General features: G+C 55.5%; 17 protein-coding genes. 6 read left to right on the top strand and 11 right to left on the bottom strand.

Going from position 1 to position 17,952, the window contains the following annotated elements; translation table 11 throughout:
• Window positions 1-286: 286 nt before the first annotated feature.
• Together B2310_RS10515 and cysK are read left to right on the top strand one after the other, a co-directional pair.
• Window positions 287-1,573, top strand: a complete 1,287-nt coding sequence (locus B2310_RS10515) for an O-acetylhomoserine aminocarboxypropyltransferase/cysteine synthase family protein (protein WP_173382152.1) — start codon at window positions 287-289, stop codon at window positions 1,571-1,573.
• 172 nt (window positions 1,574-1,745) lie between these two features.
• Window positions 1,746-2,678 carry a cysteine synthase A gene (gene cysK / locus B2310_RS10510; protein ID WP_072808735.1) on the top strand — a complete coding sequence of 311 codons (933 nt, stop codon included), beginning with the start codon at window positions 1,746-1,748 and terminating at the stop codon, window positions 2,676-2,678.
• A gap of 78 nt (window positions 2,679-2,756) precedes the next feature.
• Here cysK and cobA read toward each other — a convergent pair whose 3' ends face one another.
• From cobA to B2310_RS10485, 5 genes are all read right to left on the bottom strand, one after another.
• Window positions 2,757-4,271: a uroporphyrinogen-III C-methyltransferase gene (gene cobA / locus B2310_RS10505; protein WP_290731277.1), complete on the bottom strand. Its 1,515-nt coding sequence runs from the start codon at window positions 4,269-4,271 to the stop codon at window positions 2,757-2,759.
• A gap of 17 nt (window positions 4,272-4,288) precedes the next feature.
• Complete coding sequence (gene hemC, locus B2310_RS10500; RefSeq protein ID WP_290731274.1) at window positions 4,289-5,290, bottom strand: hydroxymethylbilane synthase; 1,002 nt, start codon at window positions 5,288-5,290, stop codon at window positions 4,289-4,291.
• Window positions 5,283-6,548: a glutamyl-tRNA reductase gene (gene hemA / locus B2310_RS10495; protein WP_290731271.1), complete on the bottom strand. Its 1,266-nt coding sequence runs from the start codon at window positions 6,546-6,548 to the stop codon at window positions 5,283-5,285. The genes hemC and hemA overlap by 8 nt, the downstream gene beginning before the upstream one ends.
• A gap of 93 nt (window positions 6,549-6,641) precedes the next feature.
• Window positions 6,642-7,301 (bottom strand): hypothetical protein, encoded by a 660-nt coding sequence (locus tag B2310_RS10490; protein ID WP_290726834.1) that lies wholly within the window; start codon window positions 7,299-7,301, stop codon window positions 6,642-6,644.
• 80 nt (window positions 7,302-7,381) lie between these two features.
• A complete protein-coding gene (locus tag B2310_RS10485; RefSeq protein ID WP_290726836.1) occupies window positions 7,382-8,653 on the bottom strand; it encodes a CotH kinase family protein in 1,272 nt (423 codons plus the stop codon).
• Window positions 8,654-8,689: 36 nt separating this feature from the next.
• Between B2310_RS10485 and B2310_RS10480 the strand changes: the two genes are divergently transcribed.
• Window positions 8,690-9,502 (top strand): hypothetical protein, encoded by an 813-nt coding sequence (locus B2310_RS10480; RefSeq protein ID WP_290726838.1) that lies wholly within the window; start codon window positions 8,690-8,692, stop codon window positions 9,500-9,502.
• A gap of 21 nt (window positions 9,503-9,523) precedes the next feature.
• On the opposite strand, the gene B2310_RS10475 is transcribed toward B2310_RS10480, so the two are convergent.
• Genes B2310_RS10475 through B2310_RS10455 form a run of 5 tightly spaced genes read right to left on the bottom strand, consistent with a single transcriptional unit; the run spans window position 9,524 to window position 15,172 of the window.
• Window positions 9,524-10,540 carry an Lrp/AsnC family transcriptional regulator gene (locus B2310_RS10475; protein WP_290731266.1) on the bottom strand — a complete coding sequence of 339 codons (1,017 nt, stop codon included), beginning with the start codon at window positions 10,538-10,540 and terminating at the stop codon, window positions 9,524-9,526.
• On the bottom strand, window positions 10,510-11,679 hold the full coding sequence (gene nirJ1 / locus B2310_RS10470; RefSeq protein WP_290726842.1) for a putative heme d1 biosynthesis radical SAM protein NirJ1: 1,170 nt from the start codon (window positions 11,677-11,679) through the stop codon (window positions 10,510-10,512). The genes B2310_RS10475 and nirJ1 overlap by 31 nt, the downstream gene beginning before the upstream one ends.
• Before the next feature lie 18 nt (window positions 11,680-11,697).
• Window positions 11,698-13,416: a citramalate synthase gene (gene cimA / locus B2310_RS10465; RefSeq protein WP_290731263.1), complete on the bottom strand. Its 1,719-nt coding sequence runs from the start codon at window positions 13,414-13,416 to the stop codon at window positions 11,698-11,700.
• A 30-nt stretch (window positions 13,417-13,446) separates the two neighbouring features.
• The gene (locus B2310_RS10460) at window positions 13,447-14,043 is read right to left on the bottom strand and encodes a superoxide dismutase (RefSeq protein ID WP_290731260.1); all 597 of its coding nucleotides are present in this window, start codon (window positions 14,041-14,043) and stop codon (window positions 13,447-13,449) included.
• Between the two features lie 31 nt (window positions 14,044-14,074).
• A complete protein-coding gene (locus tag B2310_RS10455; RefSeq protein ID WP_290731257.1) occupies window positions 14,075-15,172 on the bottom strand; it encodes an exo-beta-N-acetylmuramidase NamZ family protein in 1,098 nt (365 codons plus the stop codon).
• A gap of 120 nt (window positions 15,173-15,292) precedes the next feature.
• Here B2310_RS10455 and B2310_RS10450 point away from each other — a divergent pair, with 120 nt between their 5' ends.
• From B2310_RS10450 to B2310_RS10440, 3 genes are read left to right on the top strand one after another with little or no spacing between them, the layout of a single operon-like run.
• Window positions 15,293-15,754 carry a single-stranded DNA-binding protein gene (locus B2310_RS10450; protein WP_173365385.1) on the top strand — a complete coding sequence of 154 codons (462 nt, stop codon included), beginning with the start codon at window positions 15,293-15,295 and terminating at the stop codon, window positions 15,752-15,754.
• Window positions 15,755-15,763: 9 nt separating this feature from the next.
• A complete protein-coding gene (locus B2310_RS10445) occupies window positions 15,764-16,726 on the top strand; it encodes a hypothetical protein (protein WP_173365386.1) in 963 nt (320 codons plus the stop codon).
• Between the two features lie 9 nt (window positions 16,727-16,735).
• Window positions 16,736-17,746: an aspartate-semialdehyde dehydrogenase gene (locus tag B2310_RS10440; RefSeq protein WP_290731252.1), complete on the top strand. Its 1,011-nt coding sequence runs from the start codon at window positions 16,736-16,738 to the stop codon at window positions 17,744-17,746.
• Here the strand turns inward: B2310_RS10440 and B2310_RS10435 are convergent.
• The coding region (locus tag B2310_RS10435) for a hypothetical protein (RefSeq protein ID WP_290731249.1) at window positions 17,743-17,952 on the bottom strand (210 nt) is incomplete at its 5' end. The two genes, B2310_RS10440 and B2310_RS10435, sit on opposite strands and share 4 nt — an antisense overlap.

Raw genomic sequence — 17,952 nt, 5'->3', positions numbered from 1 at the left:
AAGCAAAATTCCTGCGTCTTCCGTTATTTCCCTATTGAAAAGGTAGGAATAAAATCCTAATTTACTCCACGTCGGGCGGAAACGCCGCCCAGAAACTTTAAAACCTAGAAACAGCAAGACGAAAGATTTGCGAAGGCAGGATAGCTTATGAAATATCGAATGTGTACCCTAAGTGAGGCTCGCGGAGCTTAAATCCGCCAGGCTGGGCCCCGGCTTGAAATATAGGGGCACTATTTAACAGTCATCCTGCATGGGGATGACAAAACAGAAAAAAGGAATTTCACACATGACTACTCAGAACAAGCTCCACTTCGAAACTCTTCAGCTCCATGTTGGCCAGGAACAGGCAGACCCCGCAACCGATTCCCGCGCGGTTCCTATATACCAGACCACCTCTTACGTTTTCCATAACGCACAGCACGCATCCGACCGTTTCCATCTGAAGGATGCAGGCAACATCTACGGCCGCCTCACCAACACCACGCAGGATGTTTTCGAGAAGCGCATTGCTGCCCTCGAAGGCGGTATCGCAGGTCTCGCCGTCGCTTCTGGCGCCGCAGCCCTCACCTACGCCATCACGGCTCTCGCCCGCAAGGGTGACCATGTGGTTGCCCAGCGCACCATCTACGGCGGTACCTACAACCTCCTGGAACACACGCTCCGTCCGTTCGGCATTGACACGACCTTCGTGAACACCCGTGACCTGAAGGAAGTCGAATCTTCCATCAAGGACAACACGAAGCTCGTGCTCATCGAGACGCTCGGCAACCCGCATTCCGACATCCCGGATATCGAGGCCATTTCTGAAATTGCCCACAAGCACAAGATTCCGGTGCTCATTGACAATACCTTCGGTACTCCTTACCTGATCCGCCCGCTGGAACACGGCGCCGACATCGTGATCCATTCTGCTACGAAGTTCATCGGCGGTCACGGTACGACTCTCGGCGGTGTCATCGTTGACGGTGGCAAGTTCGACTGGGCTGCCAGCGGCAAGTTCCCGCAGTTTACCGAGACGAACCCTAGCTACGGCGTGCCTTTCACGGCCGCTGCTGGCGCCGCTGCCTACATCGTGTACATCCGCGCCATTCTCCTGCGAGACGAAGGTGCCGCGATTTCCCCGTTCAACGCTTTCCTGCTGCTCCAGGGTACGGAAACGCTTTCGCTCCGCCTCGACCGCCACGTGGAAAACACCAAGAAGGTCCTCGAGTTCCTCGTGAAGCACCCGAAGGTCGCGAAGGTCAACCACCCGAGCTTCAAGGACCATCCGGACCACAAGCTCTACGAACGCTACTTCCCGAACGGCGGCGGTTCCATCTTCACGTTCGACGTTAAGGGCGGCCAGGAAGAAGCCTTCAAGTTCATCGACAGCCTCAAGATTTTCAGCCTGCTCGCGAACGTCGCCGACGTGAAGAGCCTGGTGGTGCACCCCTACACGACGACTCACTCCGAACTCACTCCGGATGAACTCGCCGCCGCAGGCATCAGCCCCGCCACGATCCGCCTCTCCATCGGTACGGAACACTACGAGGATATCATCAACGACCTCGACCAGGCCTTGAACGCAATCTAAGGAATTATAGTATGTACGGACTTTACCTTAATTCTGTTCGATGTTGGCCCTGATAGTAGGCTTTTCATTCGGGCCGTCGACCGCGGCTTAACATCAACAAAATTTTAAACAAGATCCCCGCTCTGATGGCTACGCGCACTAGCGGGGATCACAAAAAAAAAGGAATTTCAAAATGTCTAAGATTTACACTTCTGCCGACCAGCTTGTTGGTCACACCCCCCTCCTCGAACTCACTCACGTCGAAGCTTCCAACAACCTCGAAGCCAAGATTCTCGCGAAGCTCGAGTACTTCAACCCCGCAGGTTCCGTGAAGGACCGTATCGCGAAGGCGATGCTCGACGATGCCGAGAAGAGCGGCAAGCTCAAGGCCGGCTCCGTCATCATCGAGCCGACTTCGGGTAACACCGGTATCGGTCTTGCTTCCGTCGCTGCCGCCCGCGGTTACCGCATCATCATCGTGATGCCCGAGACCATGAGCGTGGAACGTCGCCAGCTGATGAAGGCCTACGGTGCCGAACTCGTGCTGACCGAAGGCGCGAAGGGCATGAAGGGCGCTATCGCCAAGGCAGATGAACTCGCGAAGGAAATCCCGAACAGCTTCATTCCGGGCCAGTTCGTGAACCCCGCCAACCCGGCCGCCCACAGGGCCACTACCGGTCCCGAAATCTGGGAAGACACCGACGGTAAGGTCGATATCTTCGTGGCGGGCGTGGGTACTGGCGGTACCGTGACCGGCGTGGGCGAATTCCTCAAGAGCAAGAACCCGAACGTGAAGGTCGTGGCCGTGGAACCGGCCAGCTCTCCGGTGCTCAGCAAGGGCGTCGCGGGCTCCCACAAGATCCAGGGTATCGGTGCCGGGTTCGTGCCTGACACGCTCAACACCAAGGTCTACGACGAGATTATTGCTGTCGAGAACGAGGCTGCTTTCGAAGCCGGCCGCGAAATCGGCAAAAAAGAAGGCGTGCTCGTGGGTATCTCTTCCGGTGCTGCTCTCTGGGCTGCAAAGGAACTCGCGAAGCGTCCCGAAAACAAGGGCAAGACGATTGTCGCTCTCCTCCCGGATACCGGCGACCGCTACCTGTCTACGGCACTCTTCGCGGAATAAAGCTTGAAGCCATCTCAGATAAGGCGCAAGGATTTCGGTCCTTGCGTCTTTTTTTATTCGGGATTTTTCGATTGATGGCTAGCGGGCCACGGAATAATATTCCGCAATCTTCTTCACGAGGGAATCCATAGTCGTCTCGTCAGACGTCACCGTTTCAAAGCCATGCTTGCGGGCGGCATTTTCCGTCATGCGACCGATGCAGAACGAAAGGGACGGGCGTGCTTCCGCCATCTTGACAAAGTTCTCGACGGCGCTGGTGCTCGCGAATACGACGGCATCGGCGCCGGCAACGGCTTCGCGCTTCCATTCGGGAAGTTCTGTCACAGGGAGTGTCTCGTAAACGACCCAGCGGGTCGATTTCGGCAGGAGTTCCAACAGCGTATCGTCCGCGAGATTGCCTTGCAGGAGGAGAATGCGGGATTCATCGATTTCCCCCGCGGTCACCTTTGCCGCAAGCAACTTTCCAAGGCCTTCGCCGGTATGGTCTTCGGGCACGTAGTCGCAGCGGATGCCGTATTCGAGCAACTTCTTTTCGGTAATTTTGCCGACGCTCGCAATCTTCTTTCCGGCAAGGACGCGCACATCACAACCTGCGGCGAACAGCTGCCTGAAGAAACTTTCCACGCCGTTCGTGCTCGTGAAGGCGAGGATGTCGAAATTCGCGAGGGCTTTGAAATCGGCTGAGGAGATCCGCGCCTTCGCGGGGATGACATCCCTGGTTTCGATCATCGGGGTTTCGATGACTTCGGCGCCGAGAGCCGTGAGGCGTGCGGTAATCCCGCTGGCCTGCTTTGCGGCACGGGTCACCACGAGGCGCTTGCCGGCAAGAGGCAAGTTCTTTTTCCACGCGAGCGTTTGCCCGAGTTCTACGACGCCACCCATAATCGTAATCGCAGGTGCCGTCACGTTTTCGCGGGCAATCGTCTCTCCCGCAGTCTCGAGCGTCGCCATGACGGTGCGCTGGTACGGGGTCGTGCCCTTCTCGATAAAGGCGAGCGGCGTTTTCGGGTCCTTGCCGCATTCCATAAGCCGGCGGGCAATAAAATCCATGTTGGCGATGCCCATCAGGAATATGAGCGTGCCGGGGCACTTCGCGAGAGTCTCGAAGTCAAGGGAAAGGGGATCGCCCGACTCCGCCTTTTCATGGCCGGTAATGATATGGAAGCTCGTCGCAATCCCGCGATGACTTACAGGTATGCCCGCATACGCAGGCACGGAGATTGCAGACGTGATGCCCGGGACCATCTCGAATTCGACGCCAGCGGCAACCAATTCCAAGGCCTCCTCGCCGCCACGCCCGAACACGAACGGGTCGCCGCCCTTGAGGCGCGCTATCACACCGCCGGGAACTTCCCCTGCGAACTGCACCAGAAGCTTGTTGATTTCAGACTGTTTGACCTTATGGTGCGTCGGCATCTTGCCCACGTCTACCATCTTGGCCTTCGGATTGCAGAACCCGAGAATCGCAGGCGAAACGAGTCGGTCGTACACCACCACGTCGGCCTTTTCCAGAATTTCCTTGCCACGGAGCGTCAACAGCCCCGGGTCTCCGGGACCTGCACCAATCAAGTAAACTTTTCCAGCACCGCTCATTACAAACCTTCAATAAACTACAACTGTTCGCGAATCTTGCCCGCAAGCGCAACACCCGCCTCGCGAGCCTGCATCACAGCATTTTCAAACGATTCGCCCACACCGGATTCAAGCGCACCAAACTGCACGCCATGTTCCGCACGGAGCAAGCGCTGTGAAGATTCGTCCCAGTAGATGCCGCGGATTTTCAAATTGCTCGCATCGGCGACGAATTCGGCAAAACTCGCCACCGGGAACTGGCAACCCGCATTGAGCGCCTTGAGGAAGGCCATCTCGGCAACTGCGATACAATAGGTGGGAGCGTCGTTCACGCGGGAAAGAATGGTCTGGATTCTATCGGTCGCAAGGCTCCCTCCAGAATGACAATCGGCCAAAGTTTCAATCGCGAGGATTCCCTGGCCAGATGCAGGCAAAACTTTATCGGTATCGAAGTATTCCGTCACCTGGTCTGCAAGGCCCATGCGCTTGAGGCCTGCAGCCGCAAGCACGACGCCGTCGAGTTCATCAAGTTTCGAGAGGCGCGTCTGGATATTCCCACGGATGGGCACGAATTCCAAGTCCGGACGGAGCGCCTTGAGCTGCACCACCCTGCGGATGCTGCCCGTACCGACGCGGGCACTCGAAGGCAGGTCCATAAAGTGCACGCCGCCTGCACCACCGCGGGCAATAAACGCATCGCGCGGGTCCTCGCGTTTGAGGACTGCGGCCAGCCTGAATTCCGGCAAGACTTCTGCCGGCATGTCCTTGAGGCTGTGGACCGCAATATCGGCGCGATCTTCGAGCAGCGCGACTTCGAGTTCTTTGATGAACACACCCTTGCCACCGAAGCTCGCAAGGGACTTGTCGAGCCTTCGGTCGCCCTCGGTCGTCATCGTCACGAGTTCGTACGTGAGGCCCGGGTTCGCCGACACGAGGGCGTTGGCGGCAAGCGTAGTCTGCGCCACGGCAAGGGCGCTCTTGCGCGTTGCAATCCGCAGCGGGCGCACATTTCCGCCCTGCGAAAAAACGGCATTATTCATCGCTTGCCTCCAGGCACTTGAGGAACACCTTCACGTCTTCGGGCGAATTGCCCGCCTTTACCTTGTACAGGTAATCGTTCGCCATCTTCTTCGCAAAGCGTTCGTACATCATGCGGATGCGTTCGCGTTCATTTTCCGGCAAGTCGGGCATCGAGCGCAACAGCTTTTCGGATTCCTCGTTCGCGGTTGCAACCATCCTGTCGGCATGCACGCGGATATCCTTCGAAACCTCGTCCATGCGGTACCACTGCAAGAACTCGTCCAGGCCTTCCTTCAAGATCTTCTGCGCGGCCTCGAGTTCCACCATGCGCAGGCGGCGGTTCTCCGAAACAATCTTTTCGAGGTCATCGACGCACACGTACTGCACGCCGGGAATTTCGCCAATGGAGGCTACCGCATTGCGCGGGCTACCGAGGTCAATAATCAAGCGTTTCCGTCGGTCGGTCACTTCGGCTGGTTCGGCAGGCTCACCAACCAACTCAGTGACCTTCTCGAATTCATCCTTCGTGATAAGGGGTTCCTGGCAGATGCTGCACAGTACGACAACATCGCACTTGCCCAGCACCTTGTAGCGGTCCTCGAGCTTCACGGGGGTGAGCACGTCTGCAAACTTTTCGGCATTTGCGAAAGTTCTGCTGCTCGCAAAGATATTCGTGGTGTATTCCTGCACGTACTTGAGCATCAGGGAACCCATCTCGCCTAGGCCCACGATATACACGGAGCGGTTTTCGAGGTCATCGAACGTGCGCTGCACCTGCTTCATCGCCAAAAACGGGATGTTGCAACTGAGCTTGCTCAGGTTTGTCTCCGTCTTGATGCGTTTGGTGGTGTGGATTGCCCCCTGGAATAACTTGTTGAGGCTGTTCCCCGTCGCATGCAGGTTGTGCGCCGTCTCGTAGGCACGGCCAATCTGGTGCAGAATCTGGTCCTCGCCCACGGCCACGGAATCGAGCCCAGCAGACACGTTCATCACATGATGCGCAACGTCGTCACCCGTCTTAAAGTAAAAAAACTTCGCAAAATCCTCGAACCTTTGCCCCGCAAGCTTGCACACGTACTGCACGAGTTCCGCCTCGGCAATATCCCTGTCCGATGCCACGTAGACTTCGGTACGGTTGCACGTCGCAAGAATCAGGAGTTCGTCAAACGGAGAATGGCCGAGCGCTTCCGTCTTCACTTCCATCGGGATGTAAAACTTCTCGCGGACTGCGATTTCGGCCACCTTGTGGCTCATGCCTGCCATGTAGATTTTGCGCATGGCCCAAAGATAGAAAAAGAAATCCCTGCACAGAGGCAGGGACAACCAATTACTGCAGTTGCCGCAAAACTATACGGCGTCAAGCACTAGGAATTACTGGCACGAATTATAGCGGCCGACGAACTGTATGAAGAAATCTTGCGGGGAACCAACTTCATCATTAAATTCCAACGTGACGGCTGCTACCTTTTTTAATGCTTCTGCTCGATCAATTTTTTTACCCCAACCGCCCTGTTTGAAATTGTCCCATGGAATATTTACAACAGACATTTCAGACGTCTTGGGCAACTTGTAGTTGAAATTATCATAATCAACTACGACTGCCTCATTCTCGACAGGAATCTCTAAATAAAAGTCTACCGTAGACTTGTAAACAATACAGAGACCATCCCAATCTGTAACATCAGCGCCCTTTCGGGCTCCCACGATATAATACCCATCATTTAGAGACTTATTATGTCCTGTATTTACCCAACTATATGTCCAAGCCCCCTTAATCTCTTGTTTAAGCCCGCACCACATGTCGCCACAAGCGATAGACCCAGAAGAGGAAGAAGACGAACTATAGTCCACACCACGTACTTCTACAGTCGGACACGAAATCGTTCCCCCAAAAATCGGATTCGACAAACCAACTTCTACTCCCACAATTACGCTGGAATAGGGTCCACCAACCGTAATTTTTCCACTAAACTCGTGAGAAAACCGCATTGACATGTATGGAGTCTCATCTAAATAAAGCCCAGCATCCATGTTCCCCGGAAAGGACGAATCCAATCTTGGACTGATTATATAACCATCATTACAGCCGTCAACCTTCCAATAAATTTTGCTTAGGATCCATCGTTCAATTCGGCATCGATCCACTGAAAACGCCGTTCCATCCAGTCCAGCATGACCGAAATGGCCTCTGCATAGTCCTCGTAGGGCTCCTTGAGCGCCCAGTTCTCGGTATTGCTCATTATCGGCCAACGCCGGTATTCGTTCTTGACGGCCTTTTCGATGATGGCCCTATACAGGGGGACGCTGTCGGCCAGGGCGTGGATTGTCTCGCGGTGTTCCATCCAATACAGCCTCGCCTCCTCTTTCACTTCCGGGCTCCGGAACATGGAACCGAACCACCTGTATTTCCGGATGTACCAACCGTCGAAACCGCGGTTCCGCTCGTAGGATTCGTTGCCGAAAGATATATCGAAATCCCAAATCGGGCCAAAATGAATCTTGCCGCCCTTCTGCCATGTCATGAAAATGCTTCTGCCAAAATTGGCATCCTCGTTCTTCGAGAATTCCTGGACCCAGTAATAGGGCATAAAATCGTCCATATCCACCCATTCCGCGACAGCACCGCTATCTATGGTGCAGGCCCGCTGCAGGCAGCGTTCAAAGTCACACAGGTGCGTTCGCAAAAGCTCCATCGACTCCTGCGACACATTCTTGGGAGACCTCACGTGGAACGGTTCTCCCGTGCACGAACGAAAGAACGGTGAATCTATCTTCTTTTCGCCTTCCTTCTCGAAAAGGAACGAGGTGTCGTTTTCCGCGATGTTCACGCGTTCCTTCGCGACCTTGACCGATTCCATGAGGAGGTAGAGCCCCATATACCTGCGGTTCAAGTAAAGTTCCACAAAGCGGCAGCGCGGCGTGTACGGCATGCCCAACCATTCCGAAAGACGCGTTGCCATATAGTTTCGCAGGTGCGCCTTGTCGCCATAGTTGGCCACAAGCACCCAGTCACGACTTGCGGGCATTCCAAGAAAGGCGAGTTTATCCTTAAATTCCAGTTTCAGGCCGTACTTGGGCATCTTGAAACTCGAATTGCCACGACCATGGACTGTCAGCTCCAGGACTTCGCTTTCGGGGCCCGACTCCCCATAAATTTGAAGAAGCGAAGGATGGATTGTTTCCCGGTCGCGGATGCCCGAAAAATTCTCGGTTTCGATGACAATACGTGGCAAGTCTGCATAGGGATATTCGGAATCGTCGAGCGGCAAATAGTCGGGAGACGGGTCGGTCGTCTCGTTCTGGCATCCGACCACACAACAGCCAAAGCACAGAAGCACCGCAACTGCAACCGGCAATATGCACTGTCGAAAATGTTCACGCATCCTGCATCTAAAATAACAATTTTTATCTTTCTCCCCATGAAACCGGCAATCGCATGCACCTTGTTTTTGTTCGCCGTGGCGGCACACGCCACCGAGGTCCTGCATCCGATTCTGCCGCCCGCAAGCAGCCTCAGCATCCAGGGAACCGAGGAACTGGACGAAGATGTCTACAGCACAGACATGGCAGTCTCGCTGGAATACGCCCCGCTTTCGCGTATCAGCCTTTATGTCGACGGCTCCTTCCGTTTCATGAGCTACAGCTACGAGTATTCGACCGAAGGGTATCTCCACAACTACTGCAACCTGCACGTGAACGGATTCAACGAGACGTATGCGGGAATCCGCGGGATCCTGTATAAAAACATCGGGCTCGATCTGGGCTGGAGATTCCCGCCCGGCGAAGGATCGCAAAAGAACCGGTTCCACCGCCTCAACGTCGAACCGTTCACTTACCTGCAATTTTCAAGGCACCTCGTTTTAGGCACCTCCCTGCGCTACAACATGTTCCTCGAAGACAAGAACTACATGCCGGGCGATGAAATCGGCATCAAGGCGTCCTTCGTGTGGAAACTCGGCTGGAACGACTCTCTCCATACAGGTTGGAAATTTAGCGAGGTATTCCTCTACCAGGCGCGCATCACGGATTCCGAGAACAGAAACCTCGACAAGCGCTTCCGCAAGATGGACGACAAATACCGGGGTTATAAAATGAAATTCGATGCCACCCGCTTCTTCAGAATCTACGGGCTACCGGTCGGCATCGGTTTCAACTACGAAATCCACGACGGGACCCTCTTCGGATTCGAGACGGGACACCGCGTGGGAATATACCTGCAGGCCACCCCTTAGGCTATATTTCTGACAGCGCCGCTAGGCGAAAAAATCAAAGCTTGTTTTCTTGAGTTCGCGGAGGGAATGGAGCACGACATAATCGGGACTCCCGATAGATTCCGCGGCACCCTTTATGAATGTTTCGAGTTCCGCGGCAGACTGGGCATGCATCATCGCATAGAGCGTGTAAGGGAAGCCTTCGAAGGAAGGGCGCTCGTAACAATGGGATACATAGGGCTTTTGCGCGAGGACATCGCCGGCAGAGCCCGGGGCATCAAAGCACACCATCGCATTGAACGCGAAACCCGCATCCTGGTGCCGAAGGATAGCCCCGAAACGGCGCATTCTCTTTTGCGCAAGGTCGTCGCGGAGGGCCTCGATAGGAACACCCCAGTCCGCAAACGGCGTGAGCGAATGCGGGATGTCGCCACAGGCGATGCGGATGCGGGCCCTGTCGGACGACGACAACGCGGTAACGAATTGCACACCCCGATCATCATTCCCGCTGTCATTCTGGAGGGGCAAAGCCCCGATAGAATCACGGAAATCTTCATTTCTTTCGTCTGCGCCCTTCCCCATCACCGTGTTTATCTTAAACTTTTTCGTTGCGGCAAGGATATGCACGTCGTGCAAATCCGTAGTGGAGCAAAGCCCCTCGACAACCGCACGAATTTCACCTTCGGACTCCGCGATAACGGTAAACCAGACGTTGTATTCGTGGGAGCGCACATAGTTGTGCGTAATCGCAGGGATCCCGTTGACTGCAGTTGCGAATTTATCCACATCAGAAACCTTGCCCGCACAGAGCCGCGAAATAAAGCCGAGTTTTTGCGAGTCGTAGATGCCACCGATGCGACGGACAATCCCAGAATTGCGGAGGTTCTCGACCGCTTCGAAGACAGCCTGTTCGGTGACGGTTTCACCCTCTCCTCGCCCATTCAGGACATCCGTAAGCACACGATAAGGGCGCTCTTCCAGCGGGAAGGCGTCCTGAATGGTATCCAGAAGCGTTTGTTCGAGCGGGGTCAGGATATTTCCTCGTCCGTCAGGTAGCAAGCCGGATCCTGTTCCCAGAAGTCGCCCGTGACGGCTTCGGCGCGAGTGCGGAAATTGCCGTTGCAAAGGTTCAAGTAGGCGCACTTGGGGCAGCGTCCCTTCAAAATCGGCTTCCTGTTCTTGAGACCCGCCATAATCGGGTTCGATTCGTCGCTCCAGATTTCTCCGAAGTTCCTTTCGCGCACATTCCCGAGGGTAATGTACTGCGTGAATTGGTCAGGGTGAACGTTTCCGATGCTGTCGATGTTGCCAAACGCCATGCCGCTGCGGTTACCGCCATTACGCTGGATGAGTTCCAGCACCTTCTCTGCTCGGGCAGGGTCCTCGCGCTTCATGCGCAAGTAAAGGTAGACTGCATCGGCGTGGTTATCGACGGTCAGAATTTCCTTGTTTATCCCGCGCTTCTTGAAGTCGAGCGTGCGGTCAATAATCAGGTCCATCGCCTTGCGGCTCTCTTCGTGGTTCAAGTCGTTTGCGACCATCGCGGAACCGCGCCCGCTGTAAACCAGGTGATAGAAGCATACGCGGTCGATATTTTCGGCTTCGAGCAAGTCAAAAATCGCATTCAAGTCTTGCACGTTGTAGCGCGTAATAGTAAAGCGAAGGCCCACCTTCTGGCCCGTCGCCACACAATTGCGGATTCCGCGCAAAGCGAGTTTGTAAGCGCCTTCCTTGCCGCGGAATTTGTCGTGCGTCGCTTCGCAACCGTCCAGGCTAATGCCCACGTAGCCCACACCCATATCCTTGAGTTTCTGGGCGACATCGGGCGTAATGCAGGTGCCGTTCGTGCTGATGGTCGGGCGAATTCCCTTGCTTGCCGCATAGTTCGCAAGTTCAAAAAAGTCCGGGCGCAAGAGCGGTTCACCACCGCTAAAGAGGATTACCGGCACCTTGAAATCGGCAAGTTGGTCAATAAGCGCCAAGCCTTCTTCGTGGGTCAATTCGTTCTGGTACTTGATGGCTTCGGAGCGGGCGTAACAGTGCACGCAGCTCAAGTTGCACGTCTTGGTGCAGTTCCATACCACCACGGGGCCGCGTCCCGGCGCCACGCCATTCTTGCACTCATGGGCCCGCGGTTCATAGCGGAGCTGGTCCCCGAAGTTCGGAGTATCCATCAAAAGCTTGGTAATGCTTATCATAAAGATTTCCAGAAGAGGCTACTTCCTCTTCTTGTTCCTCGTGATGTCAGCGAGATTCTTCACCTTGCGGGCAGAGAGTTTCTTCGGCTTCGCAGGAGCGGGTTCCTCGTCCTTCACAGCAGCTTTCGAAGCAACCGGCTTCACGTCGATATGCTTATAGGCACCCTCGATGACCTTGTTGTCCACAAGAATCTTGTAGGTAAGCCCATCGACAAACGCCATCCAGCTCGCCTCGATGATGTTGCTCGAGACTCCGACCACATTCCAGTAGCCCTTCTCGTCGCCAAAGGTCGTCCACACGCGCACCGTCGCGTCAGAAGCCACGTTGGACCCCAGCACGCGCACCTTGTAGTCATCGAGCTTGACTTTCGCCATGTTCGGGAAGAACGGGAGCAAAGCCTTACGCAGCGCCGCGTCGAGAGCGTTCACCGGGCCGTCGCCTTCGCTCACCTGATGGCTAATCTTGTCGCCAATCTGGAGCTTGACGGTCGCCTGCGAAACGGACACACCCTGCGGAGTCTTGTCTTCGATGACGCGGTAGCCCAGCACCTTGAACGGTTCCTGAACCATTCCGAGGTGGCGGTAAACGAGCATCTTGAAACTCGCCTCGGCAGAGTCGAAATGCCAGCCCGCGTTTTCACGCTCCTTGATGAGCGTGAGCAGCTTGCCCACAACCGGATCCTTCTTGTCGATGCCCGGCTTGATGGCCCTGAGCTTTTCCACAACGAGGGAACCGCCCGCCTGGTCGCTCGTGACGAACACGCGGTCGTTACCCACCTCGTGCGGGTCGATATGCTCGAAGCTGCGGCTCACCTTCATCACGCCGTCGATATGGGCACCGCCCTTGTGCGCAAACGCCGCATCGCCCACGTACGGGGCATGCACGTCGCTCGGGAGGTTCACAATCTGGTCCACGTTGCTGCTCAGCTGGCGGAGGCGAGCCATTTTTTTGGCGGCAAAGAACTTTGCGCCCATCTTGAAATGAAGATCGGCGGCAATGGTCGTGAGGTTTGCGTTTCCGCAACGCTCGCCATAGCCATTCACAACGCCCTGCACCATAGTCGCACCGCACTTGACGGCATAAATACTGTTGCATACGGCAAGGCCCGCGTCATTATGCACGTGGATGCCGATGGGCGTCGAAATCTGTTTCTTAACGTCCTTCACAATCTGTTCAAGTTCCCACGGCATCGTCCCGCCGTTCGTATCGCAAAGCACGATGCAGTCCGCACGGCCGCGTTCCGCAGCCTTCAGCGTCTCGATAGCGTATTGCGGGTTCGCCTTGTAGCCGTCAAAGAAATGTTCCGCATCGTAAATCACCTCCTCGGAATGGTCCTTGAGGTAGTCGACGGAAGACTCGATCATGTCGAGGTTCTCTTCTAGCGTGGTGCGGATGACGTCGGTCACGTGCAGGTCCCAGCTCTTGCCGAAAATCGTCTTGACCGGGGCTTCCGACTTCACGAGCGCCTGCAGCAGCGGGTCATTCTCGGGCAACACCTTCGGACGGCGCGTAGAGCCGAACGCGGCGATCTTCGCATGTTTCAGCTTCACTTCCTTGATTTTGCGGAAGAATTCCTCGTCGGTCGGGTTGCTCGGATTGGGCCAGCCCCCTTCGATGTAGTCAAAACCGAAATGGTCAAGAATTCGCGCAATCTGCAGCTTGTCGGCGAGAGAAAGGCTTATCTTGCGGTCTTGGTTACCGTCACGGAGGGTTGTATCGTATAAAAGGACTTTCATGAGCGCAAAGATAGAAAAATATCCCCGCGACTAGAGCCTATTGTTCACCACGTCCCAATCGATGATGCTCCACAGCGCCTTGAGGTAGTCCGGGCGGCGGTTGCGGTAGTCGATGTAGTAGGCATGTTCCCACACGTCGAACGTGAGAAGCGGCTTGAGGCCCCTGGCGAGCGGGTTCTGGGCGTTGCCTTCCTGCGTAATCACGAGTTTGCCCGATGCGTCGGCGGATAGCCAGACCCAGCCGGAACCGAAGAGGGAGGCTCCCTTCGCCTGGAATTCTTCCTGGAACTTTTCGAAGGAACCAAAGTCGCGGACAATAGCCTCGGCAATTTTACCGAACGGCGTATTGCTAGCAGACGGAGACCTGAACTGCATAAAATACATGTAGTGGTTCAGGAACTGCCCCGCATTGTTGAACACGCCCCCTTCGGCGCTTTTCACGATGTCTTCGATAGACTTGCCCTCGAAGGCACTCCCCGGGAGGGCCGCATTCAGGTTGTTGAGGTAAGTCTGCAGGTGTTTCGCATAGTGAAATTCAATGGTTTCAGCACTCAGTGCCGGAGCCAAGTCCCCCGCCGCATACGGAAGGGCGGGCATTTCAAATTTTCCATTGACCGGTTGAATCATGTAAGCCTCTTTATTTGCGGTCGTGCCGCGGTTAAATGCTACTTTCGATAAATTCCTTGCGGAACGTGCCGTTGCCGAGCAGGATGTCGATGGGCAACTTCTTGAACTCATATTCGTAGGGCGGTTGCTTCCAGGCGAAATCCTTCGGGTACTCGTTGAAGATGTACTGCAACAGCTTTACCGCCATGTCGAAACTGCGGAACTTGTCACGGTCGAGCACGTGTATCTGCGCGCCTCCGCAAATCTGCCCCGCGCCCTTGTGGAACGTGGGCTGGAAGTAGTTCTCACGGAAGTACACGCCGGGAAGCTTGAGCCCGTTCATGTACTTGCAGAGCTTTACGGCATCGATAAACGGCGCACCGAAAATCTCGAACGGGCGCGTAGTACCGCGGCCTTCGCTCACGTTGGTGGCCTCGAAAAGGCACATGCCCGGATAAACGATGGCGGTATCGAGCGTAGGCATGTTCGGGCTCGGTAAAATCCACGGGAGCCCCGTCTGGTCGTACCACATCTTTTTGTCGTAGCCTTCCATGCCGAGCACATAGAGTTCGCACTTGGGGAAGCGTTCTTCCTTGAACTGCACCGCAAGTTCGCCAATGGTCTTCGCGTGACGCGTGCGGATGCTGTGGAGTCCCACGAAACTCGTGTAGCCTAGATCCAGCACCGGGCCTTCCTCGTCCACACAGTTGATGGGGTTCGGACGGTCCACAACGATGACAGGGATGCCGGCCTTCTCGCAGGCTTTCATACAAAGGAACAACGTCCAGATGAACGTGTAGTAGCGGGCGCCAACGTCCTGCAAGTCCACGAGCATCATGTCCACGTGGCTAAGCATCTCGGGCGTGGGTTCGCGGTGTTCGCCGTACAGGCTATAGACGGGTATGCCCAGTTCGGGGTCGGTGTAGCCCTCCCACTCGATCATATTGTCCTGTGTGTGGCCCTTGATGCCGTGCTGCGGGCCAAAGAGGGCCGAAAGCTTGAACAGCTTGCCGTCGTATTCCTTGAGGAGGTCAAGGGTGTAGTGCAGGTCCGGGAGGACCGATGCCGGGTGGAGGACGGCGCCGAGGCGCTTGCCGCGGAGATTTACGGGAAAAACCTTTTCAAAACGTGAAAGAGCCAAAGTAGTCATATGTCCCAAAATATAAAATAATGTAGTCAAAGTCAAAAAAAATCCCCAAAATGGCACAAAGTGTCAAAATGTTTTTTTTATTTTTGGAATAGAAACAAAAAACAACAGACAGGTAAAAATATGGCATATCTAAACAAAGTGATGCTCATTGGTAACATCGGAAAGGACCCTGAAATTCGCATGAGCCAAACCGGCGGCCGCAAGCGCGTCGCCTTCTCCCTCGCCACTAGCCGCCGTTACCGCGACAACAATGGCGAACAAAAAGAACAGACCGACTGGCACAACATCGTCGGCTGGGGCAAGATTGCCGACATCGTCGAACAGCTCGGCATCCGCAAGGGCATGAGCCTCTACGTGGAAGGCACCCTCACCAACCGCAGCTGGACCGACCAGAACGGCCAGAAGCGCTACGCAACCGAAGTGAACATGGACACCTTCCAGCTCCTCGGCCCCCGCACCCCGGGTGCCGGCCAGGGCGGCAACTACCAAAGCGCCAACCAGGGCAACAGCTATTCTTCACAGAACAGCGCCCCCGCCTTCGAAAGCGCCATGCCCGAGGGCGACGACGACCTCCCGTTCTAGCGTTCGACTATGAACCAGGACGTAGCCAATATTTCATTGATGTTCGTGCTCCCGCTCGGGATCACGTTCATCACTATTCTCCAGACGGCAGCCGCCCCCGAGCGCATGCACAAGATTATCGGCGCGGGGCTTTCGTTCCTCGTCGTCGTAATGGACTGTCTCTTCTACTTCACGAAGAACTCCTTCATCAGCTACAACGCCGACGGCGGACTGCTTCTAGCATTTGCAAGTCTTCTCTTGTTCGGAATTCTGAACGTTATCCGCAGCGAGGATGTCCCGGCGAAAGTCGCGAACATCCTTTTTTGCGTATTCATGCTTTCGGCTTTCGTGGGAATCGCCTACTGGGAGCGCCCGACCCTCCTCGTTACGGCCGACTACACGCCCGCCGAGCTAGCCGCCCAGAACGCGAAATACCAGGACTACATCGCCTCGTTCCAGAACGGTGAAGGAGGCAAGTGGCAAGAGGCCCCGAAAGGCCGCTCCGCAGCGCCGAATGCCGGGACGGCCACCCCAGGCGCGCAGCCGCGTCTGAGCGATGCCGCCAGGAGCAGACTCGACAAGTATGTCGACGAGTGCACCAAAGTCATCGACCGCATGAACTCCATCATGGCGAGCATCGAGAGCTTCGGGACCATTCCCGCAAACGCGTCCGAATCCGAACGCGAGCAAAAAAGCCAGCAGGCGCTCGCCATCAACAACAACGCGACCGCACTCAACAAGAAGACTCTCGGGCTGTTCCATCCGCACGAATCGAGCGAGGCACACTCCGAAATCATCCAGGCGAGCGAAAGCGTCCGCCTTGCCGCGTACTCGCTGTACACCTACACCCTGCAAGAAAACGCACAGGAGCAGGCCAACCAGTACAGTCAGTGCAGAAACCAGATTACGCAGGCAAGGGTATCACTGGACCGCTTCTGGAAGGACATCGAGAACTTAAAATCAAACTACCAACCTCAACAAGAAGATAATTAAAGGTTAATTATGATTCGCAACGTTGCCATCATGGGCGCAACCGGCGCCGTCGGCCAGGAAATCCTCTCCATCCTCGAGGAACGCAACTTCCCGCTGCAGAGCCTCAAGCTCCTCGCTTCCGAGCGCAGCGCGGGCAAGGAATTCAAGTTCAAGGGCGAATCGCTCAAGTGCGAAGTCCTGAACAAGGATTCCTTCAAGGGTATCGACCTGGTGCTCAGCTCCGCCGGTGCCGCGATTTCCCAGGAATTCGCCCCCATCGCCGTCGAGAACGGCGCCGTGGTCGTCGACAACACGAGCTTCTTCCGCATGGACCCGAAGGTCCCGCTGGTCGTGCCCGAAGTGAACCCCGAAGACATCAAGCTCTACAAGGCTGAAAACGGCGGCAAGGGCATTATCGCCAACCCGAACTGCACGACCATCATGATGGTTGTGGTCTTGAACCCGATCGAGAAGATTTCTCACATCAAGAAGATTCACATTTCTTCTTACCAGAGCGCAAGCGGCGCAGGTGCCATCGCCATGGAAGAACTCAAGCAGCAGTACAAGGACATCATCGAGACGGGCACCACCACGCACATCAACAAGTTCCCGTTCCAGCTCGCGTACAACGTGATTCCGCAGATCGACAAGATGACGGAAAACGACTACACGAAGGAAGAAATGAAGATGTTCAACGAAACGCGCAAGATTATGCACAGCGACGTCCGCTGCGCAGCAACCTGCGTCCGCGTTTCTGCACTCCGCTGCCATTCCGAAGCCATCAGCTTCGAAACGGAACGTCCGCTTTCTATCGAAGAAGTCCGCAACGCCATCAAGAACGGCGAAGGCCTCCAGCTCTGCGATGACGTTGCAAACAACGTCTACCCGATGCCGCTCAACCTCATGGGCACGGACGACGTCTACGTTGGCCGTATCCGCAAGGACCTCGCTTGCGATAATGGCATGAACATCTGGATTGTTGGCGACCAAATCCGCAAGGGTGCAGCTCTTAACGCTGTCCAGATTGCAGAACGCCTCTAATCGCGTTGCGCTCCGGCCAAAAGCCGCGAAACGCATTTAAAAAAGAGTCTAGCCTTTGCTAGACTCTTTTTTTTGCCTGTCATCCCGGCCCCAGTGCCGGGATCGCCATTATACAATAACGCCTCCCTTTCGGGAGGCGCATCTTGTTTCACATGTCTTGCCGGCCACTGTGCCGGCATCAGTATTTCAGCAATTAGAAGCGGACC

Origin of the sequence: Fibrobacter sp. UBA3629 (assembly GCF_002374005.1) — a bacterium.
Classification (GTDB): Bacteria; Fibrobacterota; Fibrobacteria; order Fibrobacterales; family Fibrobacteraceae; genus Fibrobacter.
This window is presented reverse-complemented; position numbering and strand designations above follow the sequence as displayed.